The sequence below is a fragment of the Sulfitobacter sp. PS-8MA genome, assembly GCF_040933935.1.
In the GTDB taxonomy this organism is placed as follows: domain Bacteria; phylum Pseudomonadota; class Alphaproteobacteria; order Rhodobacterales; family Rhodobacteraceae; genus Sulfitobacter.
This window is the reverse complement of record NZ_JBFQYJ010000005.1, coordinates 1-14888: the sequence shown is the minus strand read 5'-3', so window position 1 is coordinate 14888 and position 14888 is coordinate 1. Positions and strand designations below refer to the sequence as shown.

The window sequence follows — 14888 nt, the reverse complement described above, 5'->3', positions numbered from 1 at the left end:
CACGGGGCCGCTCGGCCCATATCAGACATTCGACCGTCGTGCAGCCGCGATTAGGTCCACCTAGCTAAACGAGGCATTCGTCCTGCGTTTACATTAGATGTACGAGTCAATCGACCGGGCGGGTACCCTATCTCATCAGGAGTTTATAAGCATCGGCGGCAGTGCGGCTTTTAAAGGCTACTTCAGTCGTTCCCATCTGGAACGCTTGCTCGTAGTCCATGCCCGCGGCAAGGCTCTGGTAGAAGAGGTAGCTAAAGCTAGGAGCCGTGAAGTCGTCAACGGCGTCCGTGGATCCTACAACGCATTTCACATGGGGGAGGCATTCCGTGGCGACTTCCTCGGCAAAACATGCATGGAGAATGAGGCACTCGAGCTCGCGGTACCCTTTCAAGACACGAGCCAGTAGATCAGCTTCGAGAGGTGCTGTCTTGCCGTCATCCGTTTCGAAAGCCAGCATCCCCGGCGCGCCGTGACCGCTGAAATGAAGGATCGTTGGTCGTTGACGTACGAGCTCTTGCTGAATCTGGTCGATCCGGGCGGCGTAGATGCTGTCGAACGCGAGGGGGCGCCTCTGTGAAGGCATCGCAGCCATGCGCTCGCGTAGCTCCGCGACCTCTTTGTCTGGACGAATGCGACCGGCGTCGTCGGGGGTAGCGGCCATGATCAATACCCTGGTCTTAGCTTATTCTTTGATCATGTTGATCAAACCTCCATGTCCTTTGACATCGTCGCCGAAAAGGTCCGCGACGACTGGTTCTTGCCCCTCAAGCTTCCGCTGCAGAGGTCGACCATCAGCGCCTCGAAGCACATGTCGACGCAAATCACCGCCTTCGTTGGCGAGGTTAATGGCTATTTCTTCGTATGACGGTAACCGCTCTGTCAATCGGCAGGCAATCTTGACCCCCTATCGGCATCCAAAAATGACCCCCCATCGGAGCGCTCGGGTAGCTGGCCCGATGCGGTGTAGCCTTTATACAGCGCAGCCGTATCGGGCCAGCGGGGTTTAGGTCATTCGCGGGTCTTGAAGCGCCAGCTCTCGTTGCCGGTTTCGACGATGTCGCAGTGGTGTGTAAGGCGATCGAGCAGTGCTGTCGTCATCTTGGCGTCTCCGAAGACTGATGGCCACTCACCGAAGTCGAGGTTGGTCGTTACGATGATGGACGTGCGCTCGTAGAGGCGACTGACGAGGTGGAACAGCAGCTGACCGCCAGTCTGGGCGAAGGGGAGATAGCCGAGCTCGTCGAGGATCAGGAAGTCGAGGCGGCACAAGAGATCCGCAGTGCGCCCCTGGCGATCAGCCCGGGCTTCTGCGTCGAGTTTGTTCACAAGGTCGACGATGTTGAAGAAGCGGCCGCGTTTACCACGGCGGATGCAGGCCCTGGCGATGCTCACGGCAAGATGGGATTTGCCGGTCCCGGTGCCGCCGATCAGCACGACGTTGCGTTGATGTTCAAGGAACTCTCCGGAGGCCAGATCGCGCACCAGCGTCTCGTTGACCGGCGTGTTCTCGAAGCTGAACTCATCGACCTCCTTGGCCAGTGGTAGTTTGGCAATCCTCATCTGGTATCTGATCGAACGCGCCTGCTTTTCGCTGATCTCGGCGTGCAGGAGGTCGCCGACGATCTGTTGCGGTTCGTGCTGACGCTTCACTGCTGTCGTGATGATCTCATCGTAGGCGGCCTTCATGCCGTAGAGCTTCAGCTGGCTCATCGCATCCAGCACTTGTGATCTTTCCATGGTTGGGTCTCCTGAGGCTGTCGTAACGTTGGCAATCGGCCACGGGCTGGCAAGTCAGCCGCAACGCGTCCGGCGTATCGATGGTCAACGGCGGCGGCGGCTCACGATGCCGGGCCAAGATGTTAATGATGACGGAGGCGGCGTGAGCCCCTTCATTCAGGGCTTCGGCACAAGCGGCATCCACGGCATCCAGCCCGTCGGTTGGGATCATGCTCAGGATCTGAACCATCTGGCGGTCGCCGTTCGGCACCTTACCAAGCTTGCGCTGCACACGCCTGATTGCTGGCGGCAGCTCCCAGTCCTTGAAGGGCGCACCATTCCTGAGCGCGCCCGGTTTGCGAGCCAGAACAGGGATGTAGTGCAGCGGGTTGTAAATCGACTTATCGCGGCCGAAGGCTCGGTCGTGCTGCCCCACAATCTTACCGTCCTGCCAGAACTCGACTCGCTCGGCATAAGCACGGATCTCAACTGGGCGTCCGACGGCTCGACCATCCACCGAGTAGCGGTTCTTATCGAACCGAACGAGGCAGGTTTTGGACACCGAGGCAGGCAGCGCGTGGAAGCCATTGAAGGGGCCGACATACGGCACCAAGCTGGCTCGTTCTTGCTTGAACACCTCCCAAGTTGTCCGATCCCGGAGCTCGGGGTGCGGGTTGGACTGAGCCCAGGCAACGCACCGGTCTTCAAGCCAAGCGTTCAGTTCGGCATAGCTTTTAAACTTCGGTCGCGGCACGAAGAACCGCCGCCGGACAACGCCGACCTGGTTCTCGACCTGTCCCTTCTCCCAGCCCGAGGCGGGGGTGCAGGCGACCGGATCGACCAAGTAATGTCCGCACATCTGCTGGAACCGGCGATTATAGGCGCGGTCGCGACCGACAAAGATCGTATCCACCGCCGTCTTCATGTTGTCGTAAATCCCCCGAGCACAGGCTCCGCCGAAGAAGGCAAAAGCTTTGTCGTGGGCGTCAAAGACCATCTCCTGTGACTCGCGCGGGTAGGCTCGTACGAACAGCATTCGGCTATGGCAAAGGCGGACGTGCGCCACCTTCACTGTCGTCGTCGCGCCATCGATCACCACGATCTCATGGCTCCAATCAAACTGATAGGCCTCACCGGGATCGAAGGTCAGCGGCACATAGGCAGCGGCTGATGCCCCCTGTTCCTCCTTGGACCATGAGGCCGCGTAGCGCCGGACAGCATCGTAGCCGCCGTCATATCCGAGGGCTCTGAGTTCTTCGAAGACCCTAATCCGGGTCAGCCTCTCACGCTTGGGCTTGCGCGCGTTCACTGACAGCATCTCGTCGAGCTTGTCTTTCCAGGGCCCAATCTTCGGCTGCGGCTGGACCGTCCGCTCGTAGGTGAGCTCCGTCACACCGGATCGGATTACCTTGCGCACCGTGTTCCGCGATACCCGTAACTCCCGGCAAATCTGCTTAATCGGCTTCTTGTCCTGAAAATACGCCCGCCGGATCTTCGCAATCGTCTCCACAACCAACATCCCACACTGTGCTCCCCGATAGCCTCGGGGGCATTATCCACATCAGTGTAAGGGGGTCATTTTTGGACGCCGATCACCCCTCTACGGGGTCAAAATTGCATGCTTGTTCACACCGCTCAGCGTATCGACCGAAGTGCTCGGCGAGTAGCACTCGCACGCGCTGCTCCTCTTACGTGGCTGCCCAGTCGAGCGTGACGTCCGCAAGGCCCTCATAATAACTTCGCAACAGGTCCCTTGCGAGGCCTTCCGGTGCCAGAACGGAAGCATAACTGCTGCCTGCAAGGATGAGGTCCTGACGCTTCGTGAGGTCGACAATTTTTGACGCCCCAAGTTCGAGCATCTTTGCTTGAACATTGTCCGGCTCGGCCTCTGTTCGTTCAAATGGAATGCAAGAGCGGCTCGGGCAACGCGAGGTAGTTGTTGGATGTCAGGACCCAGATCACCCAGCTCATGACGAACTTGACCTGATAGAATGGGCAACTCCAACTTCTTGCGGTCAAGGGCTCTAGCAGGGGTAGCAGCGCCTCCGACAGTCCGAACGCTCTGCCTGACATGGACGTTGCAGTCCCCGACTTTTCGACCTCATCAACGACCATGACCGGATTGGCGACATGTTCAAAAAGGATCGTGGAAATGAGACGCCCAGGGCCGGCGCTTCCCCATCCACGTTGAGACCCGACGATACCGAATGAGGCATTTCCATTGGTTGCCTCGATGACGGTCGTGGGGACGGTCAAGAAGCGACCAAGGCGCCGCGCCCAAAAGCTCTTGCCGATCCCGGGAGGGCCATCGAGTAGGATGGGCGGCAGGCGAAGACCTATGGAGCCTTCTCTCAGCGACCTGCGCATGGCCCTCCAGACCTGTTCGGTCGCGGGTCCCATCCAGGGCATTTCATCGTGAAGTGCCGCCGCGATTTCGTCTGCTTGGTGTTCGGTCTTCACCGCCGCAAGGCGAACCCCGCCTGCCAAGGCGGTCAACCGCTCCCGTTCATCTTTCTTCAAATGGCCGAACCCAGACGCTTCCTGGCAGCGTGTGATGAGCTTCTGGACGCGCTTCTGGATCCTGCTCCTATCAAGATAGGTTATCCTCTTCTCATGCGATTCTTGATTGTCACCTCCAAGTAGTTCGACTTCATGGGCCGACTGACCAACCAGGCTACATCGCAATAGCCGTAGGTGTTCCATGAAGCGCTTCTCAAGATGGTCTGCGGTTTGCTCAACGGGGAAAATCTTGCATTGAATGAAAGGGATCGTCGCCATCTCACCCGACCTCCGTGCTTGTTCCGTTGAAAATGGAGGGGCGGTGATAGGCGGCCGGAACGACGCGACGCCAATCGATCCCTTTAAAGAGAGCTTCAAACTGTGCCTTTGTCAGGGTCATCGTTCCGCTAGAAAGTTTGGGCCAGACGAAGCCTGCGCCTTCGATGCGCTTGTAGATCATGATCAAGCCAGTGCCGTCCCACATCAGAACCTTGATCTTGTCTCGACCCTTAGAGCGGAAGACAAAGAAAGCACCGGAGAAGGGGTCGAGATCGAAATTGGTAATGACGTAATTGGCCAACCCATCCATCCCCTTTCGAAAGTCCACAGGGTGGGTGGCCAGATAGATTCGATAGCTGCTGGACGGCGCGATCACTGACACTGCCCCGCAACACGGATCAGCTTTAAAAGGTCTGCTTCATCGATAGACAAGGGAAACTGGAGGCAGATCGAACCCATGTACAGATGAGCGGAGCCTTCGGTGGTGTTAGAAGTGGGTGCCACGGGAACACCTGGTGCCGGGACTGACACCTGCGCGAAGGCTGGGCCCTCTACAGAGATGTGCTCTCCGCGCTCGCGTCTATCAGCAACCCACCATTTCCTCACTAGGCATTCATGGGCTCCCAATTCGGCCGCCACATCGCCGGGCGACAGGCCGTCTTCTCGAAGTCGCCTAGTTGCCTCTCGTTTGAGAGCATTCGGCCAAATCCTTTTTCCAGAAGGGGAAGTTCCGACCTTAAACCCCCAGACTTCACGTTCCGCCATTGTCGCCTCCGATTGTCGTTCGGATTCAGACTATCTGCCGGGAAGTAGTAAAGTTTAGTGGGCAATCAGGGGGTCAGATGCAACGCTTACCTTCCTTCAAGATTTCTACCTCCAGCGTCTAGCGGCGCAGTTGAGCTCAAGTTCCCGGTGAGCTACTCCCCATTCGTTAGACAGGGTTTGGCGCAATCTAAGCTACTTTTTGCATCTGCTGATCGGGGTTGATTGTTTCATTTCTCTACCAATAGACCACTGCTGGCCGTCTACCACCAAGGGCGGTATGTGGGCGTTGGGGATTGTAAAAAGTCATCCATTTCCGGATGCCCGCCTTCGCTTCTGATCCAGTCTCCCAGGAATGCAGGTAAACGCACTCGTATTTCAGGGTCCGCCACAGCCGCTCGATGAAGATGTTATCGAGGAGCCGCCCCTTTCTGTCCATCGAGATGCGCACGCCGGTCCAGCGCAGACGGTCCGTCCAGACGAAGGGAGGTGAACTGCGGTCCCTGATCCGTATTCATTATCTCGGGCGGGCCGAACTTGTGAATGGTCTCGTTCAATGCTCCGATGCTGGATTAGGCCCCCAGCGTATTCGAGATGCGCCAAGCTAAGACCTTCCGGGTATGGCAGCTCATGATGGCAACCAGATACAGGATCCCGCGCCGCATCGGAAGCTAGGTGATGTCCGAGCACCAGACCTGGTTCGGTCGCTCCACCCTCCGCTGAAATGCTTCGGCTTTGACACGCCAGCTGCGACCTTTGAAACAAAACTGGTGGAAATTCAGAACCGATTAGAATAATGTGTCATATCTGGAACTGCACTTCAGCGTGAGTTCTTCGGCGGGCACGTGCTAAGTTCGGTTACGAAGAATTCTCTATCTTCTTGAAAGGAAATGAGAATAAGCGGAGCCAGTTCGCCAACAATCAACTGCCTTATTTAAGCGCATACTATGGCATGATTGCGCATAAATCGACCCCAGTTCGGCGCGCCAGACGACGGAAGCTAGAGGCAGATCCCATTAGATTACAGTGCGCCGCGTGATTCTCAGTTCGAAAAACGAGCAATGATATGTCTGATCTTTTTGGTTGTCCAAGGCGCAGATGGCGCGTCTTAAGCCTTATTTTCCCAGATCTCATGATAAGCTCTGGGTTGGTGATCGGCGTGTGTTGAGTGGGATTATCTTCATCAATCGTAATGGTTTGCGCTGGTGCGACGCACTTGCGCTGGAGCGATAGAGGCATTTTTGCTCAGCTAGTGGCCGGTCTGGCCGTCGGGCACGGCGAAGAGAAGATCGTGATAATCGACACAACGTATTTCAAAGCCCATCGAACGGCGACCGGCCAAAGCCTGAAAAAGGGAGGCGTGGACGTCTGATCGGGCGAACAAAGGGCGGTATGAACACCAAGCTGCATGCCGTCTGCGATAGCCAAAGTCGCCCGCGTGATTTGTTCGTGACCGCCTGACCGGTAAGCGATTACATTGGGGCACGAGCCTTGCTCAGCAGCCCGCCGAACGTCGATTGGTCGCTCGGCGATCGCGGCTATCATGACGATTGGTTCAGAGTAGCGTTGCAAGACAAAAGGATAGGCGCTGCTATCCCCAGGCTAGAACAACGCAAGAAAACCGTAAAGTACGACAAGCGGCGCTACAAACGCCGCAACCGTATCGAGATCATGTTCGGTGGGCTCGAGGAATGGCAGCGTGTGGCGACCCGCCATGACAGGTGCCCAAAGGTCTTCCTGTCCGCCATCGCTCTCGCGGCCATCGTCATCCATTAGCCTTGAACCTCAATGAGGCTAGTCCCTCGTCTGGCTGCAAAACAACTCGACAAAGGTATACCAACTGCTTACAAAGCTCTACAAACTGGTCAATGGCCTCATTAGGTTACGTTCTATTTACGTCCGAGGCGACCCCGCGCATATTCCTTGCGATGGGCCCACTCTACGATCGTTCTGTCATTTTGCGTGCAAGATATAGTTGCCAGATTTTGTTACCTGAAGGTTAAACAAATGTTGAAACTTTCTCTGCCATTTCTTCCCTATCTTAGGCGCTTGCAGAATGAGAATGATGACCCAAGCGGCATCCAGCCGTTGAATTTGCCAGCTGAAGCTGCGGAGATCTGCCAAAATTACGTCATAGAGACTGAGAACTATTTCCTCGAGGGCTACATCTTCAATTTTGACTTGCTCGTAGTCACATTTGAGTCCGCCGGAGGTTCCGATCCAAGGCCCGACAAATTTCGCGCGGGTTGGGCTTCCATCCCGCTTCGAAAACGAAAGATCTCATCCCTATGCATTAAGCCAAAGCGCGTTGACTGGTACACTCGTCCAGACCTCGCGTCTATTTTTAAAGAAATTCGGTCGCATTTTCGTAAATTCCGTCGTGTTGTAACCTATGGGTATTCAATGGGCGGGTTTGGTGCATTAACTTTCGCCGACCTCATCGGAGCCGATGAAGTGCATGCAATAGCACCTCAATCAACCCTTCGCCGCGATATTATTCCGGAAGACGACCGATTTCCAAGGTCACGCAACTGGTCGTTCGATGGACTTTTTGGCGACGCAGTTGGGAACTACCGCAATGCCTAGAAAGTACTTGTGTATCTGGATCACAGCGATCCTATGGATAGGCTACAATGCAACCGCCTTGTAGCCCCCAACGTGACATTCGTGAACGTGCCATCTGCAGGCCACCACCTCGGAGAGTATCTGGTTAAGGTCAAGGCGATCGGAACTATCATCGACTCAATCGAGACAGGGCATTTCGATCTCAACCTGTTCACTGCTGCACTACATGTGGGCCGAAAAAGTCACGCGAAACCGCCATAAGCTGCGGCACGACTTTGCCCCATCTAGAAATCCAGATCCTCTAGCCAAGAAATTAAATCCTCGGCAAGCTGAGAATTCTTTGCATGGGCACGCAATCCAGGTAGCGCCGCACGAGCGGCATCTACATCTGAAACGGAACGTTGTTGGGCAAAGCTCTCAATATCTGAGTAGAACTGATCAACGCCGGCTATTTCGCTAATTTTTTCATGCGTTTGTGAGAAGTTATTGGCTATAAGCTCGCGGTTGATCGACCCGAACATTTCAACATCAGATTCTTTTACATGATCAACATAGCTGCTTGCTGCTATGAGCCACGAAACAAGGGCGCAGCCCCTTTCTTGACCTAACTCGTGCAAGGCCAAGCGGCCAATTTCTGCGAATGCCGAAGGTACAGAGAGGTTGAAATCTCCCGGATTTTCCAACCCTTCTGGAAATTCTGCGCCACAGTGGGTCATGAAATCCGCCACTGACCCGCCAGCCGACTTCACATCCGCGAAGTTCCGCACAACAAGTTTTCCATTCGGGAAGTGATCTTTCCACCCCTGGATCATCTCATCCTGTTTAAAGTGAGCCGTCGCTAGATAGTGGCGGAACGCATCTTGCCGCAAGGGTGCCAGCTTCTCACCGAATTTCAGCCTCTGACGGTGCCACGATGAAATGTGGTGGTCAGGACGCCGCAGGTTGCAGTAGATAGTAACGTCGTGCTGCGAGAACCGATTGGCTATGCGCTTTATGCTCTTGAGCTCAGCAGTTAGTCCGAAGAGTGCGAATACTTCCGAACAAAGGATCACAACATTGGGAGAAAGTGCTGCAATCTGTGCTTGTAAGTTTTCAAACATCTGAAAGCCGGAGGGTAGGTTTGGATAGTAGCCGGGCACGTCATGCCCGTCCTCCTCGTTCTTGAGGCGAAGGGCGAGGGCATTATGTGGTTCGGAAATATTAAGGCCTACTTCCATGTTTCCGAAATCATGGCCTTGACGCAAAGCCGCCATATTCCTCGACATCCCCTGGGATTCGACCGATGGATACAAAATTCCCGCATTAAGCAGAGAAACATAGTTTCTGCAGAAAAACCGCTGGAGCGATGAAGAGCCTGTCTTGAAATGGCCGATAAAAATTACAAGCTTCATATTGCACCTTGAGTTTACTGTAGGCCCGCCAACACCATGGATCTTATGGCAACAACATGCCACCTAGACTTCAAGTAGGCATAATCTTGGGCGTACTGACATAGATATATAACTTCTGCATCTACGTTCCGCCCGCACTAACCCGCCGGCTCGATCTTCGGGCGGAAACTGAGCCCCCTAATGATAGCACTATAAATCTCACGGCGGAGGCGGTGGGGCACGCCATTGGCCCGCATCTGGCCTCGCACACCGTAGATGTAAGCCAGTACATTGACCAGACCACCTTCGCGCCACCTGTACGATGTTTCGTTCCGTGCACCGTACTTAAATTTCCATAAGCTCTTCTCATCGATTAAGCCGAAGTTCACGCCACGATTATCTGGTGTATCATGGATCACCCGGCTCTCCGGAACGTAGATACCTGGGTAACTACGTGCGATACGGCGTGTGTATTCAGCATCGTCAAACCATATGAAATAATCGGCGATGGGCAGGCCGTGTTCGGCTACTGCCCAACGTGGTATCATCACTGATACAAAGGAGCAGCTGTCTACGAGAGCCCAAGGCCGCGTTGGCTTCACGAAGCGCGCCCAATCCCAAACCGTGCGTGGGCAATTCATCTCGCATAGCGACCCGTCGACCCATTCTACGCGTGAACAAGCAAAGCTAGGTCGCCATCCGTTTTCAGATTGAAATCCGATTAGCGCATCATGCAGCCGTTCGATTGCATCGGGCTCTGGATAGGCATCGTCATCCGAAATCCAAAAGTACTGCGCGCCCATTTGATAAGCTGCTTTGATTCCGGCATGAAAACCGCCTGCGCCGCCGACGTTCTCTGGGAGCCGCAAATGCCGGATCGAAGGGTCTAATTTCGCGCGGGCCTCGACTAGATCGGGAGTCTCATCGGTTGAGGCATTATCCACGACCAGTACAATATCGGGCCTCATCGTCTGAGTGTTCAGCGCATCGAGTACCTTCATTAACTTTCCAGAGCGGTTGTAAGTGACGATCACCGCTGCGGTCTTGTTTAATACACTCATTTATTTAGTTCTCCTGACCGTCTTCGAAAGCCGCTCGATATATAGGTTTCAGTACCTCTTCAGCAGTTGGGTCGGCAGATAGCGATCGCCATTTTCTTGCTAAGACGTCTTTCTGACGCTGCAGGAAGCTGTTGTCACTCCACATGCGGTCCACCGCAGAGACGGACTCGCGTACTGCTTTGTAAGGAGATAGCGGGGTGAGTAGCTCTTCCGGCAGCAATTCGTCCTGCGAACCTACACGAGTGGAAATCGGAATGCAGCCATTTGCGACAGCCTCATAACAGACTAATGCCAATCCCTCATTGTTCGAAGGGAGGATGAGGATATCGGTTCGTTTCAGTAGCGACGGAATATCTACATTGCTTGGCTTTTGGGCAACCTTCCCACCCAGACCATAGCGTTGCAATAAGCGGGAGACGACGCTCTCGAAAGGGCCTTCGCCGACCATCGTTGCGCTGAACTCTACGTTATTATTCTCAGCCCATTCATTCAAAGCACGCAGAGTCTCGACTACGACAACTGGGCGCTTTTGGTAGTACATACGACCAATGAAAGCGACGTGCAGGTTTTGCTGGCCCGTTTCGAATCGCAGCTCCGGCGGGGAGCTATCGCCTTCAGCCCGATCCAACATTCGTCCCAGAACCACTTTGCCGCGGGACACATTGAATTGACGCTGAAGATAGGTCACCAGTTCTCCGCTGATTACATGGTGCATGTCAAGATAGTTAGACCACACCCCCGATACTCGAGGGTAACCACCGTCTGAATGCTCCACAATATGCGTGCTATCGAGAGTCTTCACCCACGGCATCCGTGACCGCAACAAAGGCAGCGTTTCATATAGCGGGATGCAATGGTGGTTATGAACTAGCGTGATGTTTTCTCGCAGCACCAGCTTTTCGATAAAGCGCGGCCAAAGGTGTTGCTGCAGCCAACGGTCCAGCCGTAGGAAGGTTACATCTGGGTGTTCAGGTAACTTGTGAGCCAATCGTTGAATGGATGGCGTAGAGACTACGACGAAGACTCGCAGACCAGTTTCCAAGGCCCAACGGATTGTATCGAAGCCTAGCTTCTCGGCACCACCCGTTTCTAGCCAGTGCATGCCGATTAAGATGGCTGGGCGCTTACCTATGTTCGGACGCTTTGGTTTTGGTAGCAGCTTGGTGCCCTCACTAAAGGGCAGAGACACTGTCTGATGATTTTCCGATCTGTGCTTTCGGCGCATTTCCGCTTTGTAACGGATATACTCATACACCATCGGGTTTGCTGCGAACACGCGCCCTAGGCCTATTTGAGGCCGCCATGGCGCGTCAGTCTGCTTTTTTTCAGAAGGAAGAGCCCGACGTGGGATCGATATCTTTATCGTTACTTCGGGCGAATCATCCCGCAGCCCGGGCCGCTCGACCGTTCCCAAGAACTGCGCGCCCATGTCCCGCGGACTTGGGAAATAGACATCTTCAATTATCTCTGGATAAGACCAGATAGCATTTTCACCTTCATGGATAATATAACGCAGATTCTGAGTTAGGAAGATATACTCATAGATAGCGCGCATCTGTTTGATTTCATTTTCAAGATCGTGGCTAGTCTTCGCTGCGGCAGACTTCGGCATAGCCTGTATAGACTCTCGCGACATGTGCATAAATATCCTAGTTTCCGCTGCCGTCTACACTTCAGACTTCCTGCCAACAAGCTGCTGACCTATCTTAACTTGGCAGAGCTTCTTAGATGGAGTGATGATCCTGACGAACTGATTGGCTTGTCGTAGCTTCTTTTTTGAACAAGCTCTATCCCCAATCATAAAGAGCCCTATGCACTTAAACCTTCGTACGTCGCGCCACAATTTGTAGATGTGCCGCAGTGAGCCTGCCGAACATAATCTTGATCCGGTTTCGCCGCTTGTACCGGCGCTTGTCATACTTGACCGGGATTTTACGCTGCTTCCGACCGGGGATGCAGCCGCGTATCCCTTCGCCTTGAAACGTTTCTCGGAACCAGTCAGCGTCACAACTGCGATCCACTAGCAGCTATTTGACGTGTGGCAGGCCACGAAGCAATGCCCGTGTGCAGATTGGTGTTCATGCCACCCATGGTTCGACCGATCAGGCGGCCGCACACCCTTTTTCGCGGTCAGGCGAGTCGCTGTGCGGTGTGTCTTCAAGTAGGTCGCGTCGATCATCACGATCTCGCCCTCCCCGTGTTCGGCAGCCCGGCCGACCATCCTAAACCCAGCAAACCCAAGTGATCTCACCGGAAGGACAGAGACCATGCCGACCCTCTACACCATGCCCGGAACCTGCTCGCTCGCCCCCAATATCGCGGTGGCCTGGCTCGACGCGCCTGTTAAGGTCCACAGGATGGCCTACGGCGATCACAAGAAGGACGCCTATCTCGCGATCAACGACAAGGGCAAGGTTCCGGCCCTGCGCTTTGAAGACGGCGATGTGCTGACCGAAGCCGCGGCGATCCTGAGCTGGCTGGGGGCGGCGCATGGCGGCGAGGGCTATGCCCGCGACACGGTTCTGGGCCGCAAGGAAGCCGAGGCGCTTTCCTATATGACCTCCGAGGTTCACGCGGCCTATGGCGGCCATTTCGGCCCGCAGAACTTTGCCGAGAGCGACGCGGCGATCGAAGAAGTGAAACGCAAGACCTATGAAAAGCTCGACATGCATTACAAGCGCATGGATGGGATCCTGAGTGCGAATGGCGATTGGTACCTCGGCAAGCGCAGTTTCGCGGATACGTTCCTCTATGTGCTGACGCGCTGGATCGAGAAGACCCCGCTGTCCTACGACGACTACCCGGCGCTGAAACAGCATATGGCGCGGATGGAGGCGGACGCCGGCGTGCAGCTGGCGTTGAAACGTCAGGATATGGAGCCGATCGGATGAGCGATCTTGCACAAACCGCTTGGCCGGAGCTCGGCTATGGCGATTGGGCCGGGACCTGCACAGCGCTGCATCTCTGGACGCAGATCCTTGGCAAATACCGCTTGGCCCATACCCCTTGGGTCAACCACTCCTGGCACGCGACGCTCTATGTCACGCCACGCGGGCTGACGACCGGGCCGGTGCATGAGGGTGGTGGCTGCCTGACCCTGACGCTCGATCTGGTGGATCATCAACTGCTGGCCGAGGCCGCCAATGGGGCGCGGGAGCGTTTCGCGCTCAAAGCCATGTCCATCGCGACCTTCCACGATCAGTTGGCACAGGCCATCCGTGCCCTCGGAGGCACCTTCGACATCCACGGCGCGCCCAATGAGCTGCCCGATGCCACCCCCTTTGCCGAAGACACCGCCGAACGCCCCTATGATGCCGAAGCGGTGGGTCGCTATCACCGCGCGCTTTTGCATATCCTGCCGGTGTTCGAACATTTCCGCACCGGTTTTCTGGGCAAGGTCTCGCCCGTGCATCTGTTCTGGGGCGCGCTCGATCTGGCGGTGACCCGTTTCTCGGGCCGCCGCGCCCCGCTGCATCCCGCCGGCATCCCGAACCTGCCCGACGCCGTCGCGCAGGAAGCCTATAGTCACGAGGTCTCCTCCGCCGGCTTCTGGCCGGGCGGCAATGGCGTCGAAGAGCCGATGTTCTACGCCTATGCCTACCCGACGCCCACGGGTTTTGCCGACCATCCGGTGCAGCCCGAAGGCGCCTATTTCGACAGGGACCTTGGCGAGTTCCTCCTGCCTTACAGTGCCGTCCAACGCAGCGCGGACCCGCGCGGCACATTGATGGCCTTTCTTCACTCGACCTATGAAGCGGCGGCGGAGACAGGCGGTTGGGACCGGGAGGCTTTGGAATGCAGCCTGGGCGAACCGCGGGTGCCGCGCCCATTGGATCGGGGGTGATCAGGCCCGGGCAGGTTTGCCCTGCCCGGTCAATCAACCTGTGCCAGTCGCCCTCTTATGCGCTCTGCCGTTCGCGCCAGCACTGCGTCCTCGGGCTGCGGCGGGAGGGAGAATCTCTCGATCCCCTCCTCCAGATAACGCACCGAGGTCACATCATGCCGGTGCGCCATCGGCACCACATGGGCATGGCTATGCGCGACATGGATGCCGGTAAAGAAGAACGCCACGCGTTCCGCCTTCCATTCGCGTTTCATCGCCCGCGCCAGCCGTTGCCCGACCGTCATGATCCGGGCCGCGACAGGTTCCGGCATCTCTTCAAACCAGGGGTAGTGCTGCTTGGGGATGATCAGGGCATGGCCCTCCCGGATCGGGTGGAGGTCCAGAAAGGCCAGCACCAGATCGTCCTCGAACAGCTTAAAGGCCGACAGGTCTGACCGCGCTATCCGGCAGAATATACAGCTATCGTCCATTGCCTCTCCCCTCAATCTTGACCCGCCTTATAACGCGAGTTCACCGCCCGCCGGAAAGCGTTTTGTCGCAGCGCGGGCGTGCTCGCCGCGTTTATCTGGCAAAGACTGAAACAATATCGGCCTCTGTCAAAAGCACCCAGGCCCCCTCCCCCAGATCCTCCGGCAACGTCAGCTGGCCCAATGCCTCGCGCTGCAAAGCCACCACATGGTTGCCCACCGCCGCGAACATGCGCCGCACCTGATGGTAGCGGCCTTCGGTGATGCTCAGCCGCGCTTCTGTGGGGGACAGAATGCTAAGCTTGGCGGGCTGCAGCGGTTTTTT

13 protein-coding genes and 4 pseudogenes are annotated in these 14888 nt (G+C 56.0%); 5 read left to right on the top strand and 12 right to left on the bottom strand.

What is annotated here, in order from left to right:
• Positions 1–127: 127 nt before the first annotated feature.
• Positions 128–661 carry a CHAT domain-containing protein gene (locus AB4M76_RS03125; RefSeq protein WP_368440344.1) on the bottom strand — a complete coding sequence of 178 codons (534 nt, stop codon included), beginning with the start codon at positions 659–661 and terminating at the stop codon, positions 128–130.
• A 51-nt stretch (positions 662–712) separates the two neighbouring features.
• Here AB4M76_RS03125 and AB4M76_RS03120 point away from each other — a divergent pair, with 51 nt between their 5' ends.
• Complete coding sequence (locus tag AB4M76_RS03120; RefSeq protein ID WP_368440343.1) at positions 713–865, top strand: hypothetical protein; 153 nt, start codon at positions 713–715, stop codon at positions 863–865.
• A gap of 143 nt (positions 866–1008) precedes the next feature.
• Here the strand turns inward: AB4M76_RS03120 and istB are convergent, their stop codons facing one another.
• The 5 genes and pseudogenes from istB to AB4M76_RS03095 form a co-directional block, all read right to left on the bottom strand.
• Entirely contained in the window at positions 1009–1737 is a 729-nt protein-coding gene (gene istB, locus AB4M76_RS03115) for an IS21-like element ISPkr1 family helper ATPase IstB (RefSeq protein WP_317388941.1), read from the bottom strand.
• On the bottom strand, positions 1667–3235 hold the full coding sequence (gene istA / locus AB4M76_RS03110; RefSeq protein ID WP_368440053.1) for an IS21 family transposase: 1569 nt from the start codon (positions 3233–3235) through the stop codon (positions 1667–1669). Before istA ends, istB begins: the two co-directional genes overlap by 71 nt.
• A 377-nt stretch (positions 3236–3612) precedes the next feature.
• Positions 3613–4494 (bottom strand): AAA family ATPase, encoded by an 882-nt coding sequence (locus AB4M76_RS03105; RefSeq protein ID WP_368440342.1) that lies wholly within the window; start codon positions 4492–4494, stop codon positions 3613–3615.
• A gap of 1 nt (position 4495) precedes the next feature.
• Entirely contained in the window at positions 4496–4870 is a 375-nt protein-coding gene (gene tnpB, locus AB4M76_RS03100; RefSeq protein ID WP_368440341.1) for an IS66 family insertion sequence element accessory protein TnpB, read from the bottom strand.
• Positions 4871–5494: 624 nt separating this feature from the next.
• A pseudogene (locus AB4M76_RS03095) lies at positions 5495–5969 on the bottom strand (IS3 family transposase); the annotation flags it as partial.
• 385 nt (positions 5970–6354) lie between these two features.
• Between AB4M76_RS03095 and AB4M76_RS03090 the strand changes: the two are divergent.
• Together AB4M76_RS03090 and AB4M76_RS03085 are read left to right on the top strand one after the other, a co-directional pair.
• Positions 6355–7032, top strand: a pseudogene (locus tag AB4M76_RS03090) (IS5 family transposase).
• Positions 7033–7263: 231 nt separating this feature from the next.
• Positions 7264–7842 carry a hypothetical protein gene (locus AB4M76_RS03085; RefSeq protein WP_368440340.1) on the top strand — a complete coding sequence of 193 codons (579 nt, stop codon included), beginning with the start codon at positions 7264–7266 and terminating at the stop codon, positions 7840–7842.
• A gap of 263 nt (positions 7843–8105) precedes the next feature.
• Here the strand turns inward: AB4M76_RS03085 and AB4M76_RS03080 are convergent, their stop codons facing one another.
• The 4 genes and pseudogenes from AB4M76_RS03080 to AB4M76_RS03065 all read right to left on the bottom strand — a co-directional run.
• Positions 8106–9212 carry a hypothetical protein gene (locus AB4M76_RS03080; protein WP_368440339.1) on the bottom strand — a complete coding sequence of 369 codons (1107 nt, stop codon included), beginning with the start codon at positions 9210–9212 and terminating at the stop codon, positions 8106–8108.
• A gap of 137 nt (positions 9213–9349) precedes the next feature.
• Positions 9350–10252, bottom strand: coding sequence for a glycosyltransferase family 2 protein (locus tag AB4M76_RS03075; protein WP_368440337.1), 903 nt, complete (start codon positions 10250–10252; stop codon positions 9350–9352).
• A gap of 4 nt (positions 10253–10256) precedes the next feature.
• Positions 10257–11807: a glycosyltransferase gene (locus AB4M76_RS03070; RefSeq protein ID WP_368440336.1), complete on the bottom strand. Its 1551-nt coding sequence runs from the start codon at positions 11805–11807 to the stop codon at positions 10257–10259.
• 307 nt (positions 11808–12114) lie between these two features.
• A pseudogene (locus AB4M76_RS03065) lies at positions 12115–12473 on the bottom strand (IS5/IS1182 family transposase); the annotation flags it as partial.
• 46 nt (positions 12474–12519) lie between these two features.
• Here AB4M76_RS03065 and AB4M76_RS03060 point away from each other — a divergent pair.
• Positions 12520–13143: a glutathione S-transferase family protein gene (locus AB4M76_RS03060; RefSeq protein ID WP_368440335.1), complete on the top strand. Its 624-nt coding sequence runs from the start codon at positions 12520–12522 to the stop codon at positions 13141–13143.
• Positions 13140–14096 carry a DUF5996 family protein gene (locus AB4M76_RS03055; protein WP_368440334.1) on the top strand — a complete coding sequence of 319 codons (957 nt, stop codon included), beginning with the start codon at positions 13140–13142 and terminating at the stop codon, positions 14094–14096. The genes AB4M76_RS03060 and AB4M76_RS03055 overlap by 4 nt, the downstream gene beginning before the upstream one ends.
• Positions 14097–14125: 29 nt before the next feature.
• Here the strand turns inward: AB4M76_RS03055 and AB4M76_RS03050 are convergent, their stop codons facing one another.
• Together AB4M76_RS03050 and AB4M76_RS03045 are read right to left on the bottom strand one after the other, a co-directional pair.
• Positions 14126–14566, bottom strand: coding sequence for an HIT family protein (locus AB4M76_RS03050; RefSeq protein ID WP_368440333.1), 441 nt, complete (start codon positions 14564–14566; stop codon positions 14126–14128).
• Between the two features lie 91 nt (positions 14567–14657).
• A pseudogene (locus tag AB4M76_RS03045) lies at positions 14658–14888 on the bottom strand (16S rRNA pseudouridine(516) synthase); the annotation flags it as partial.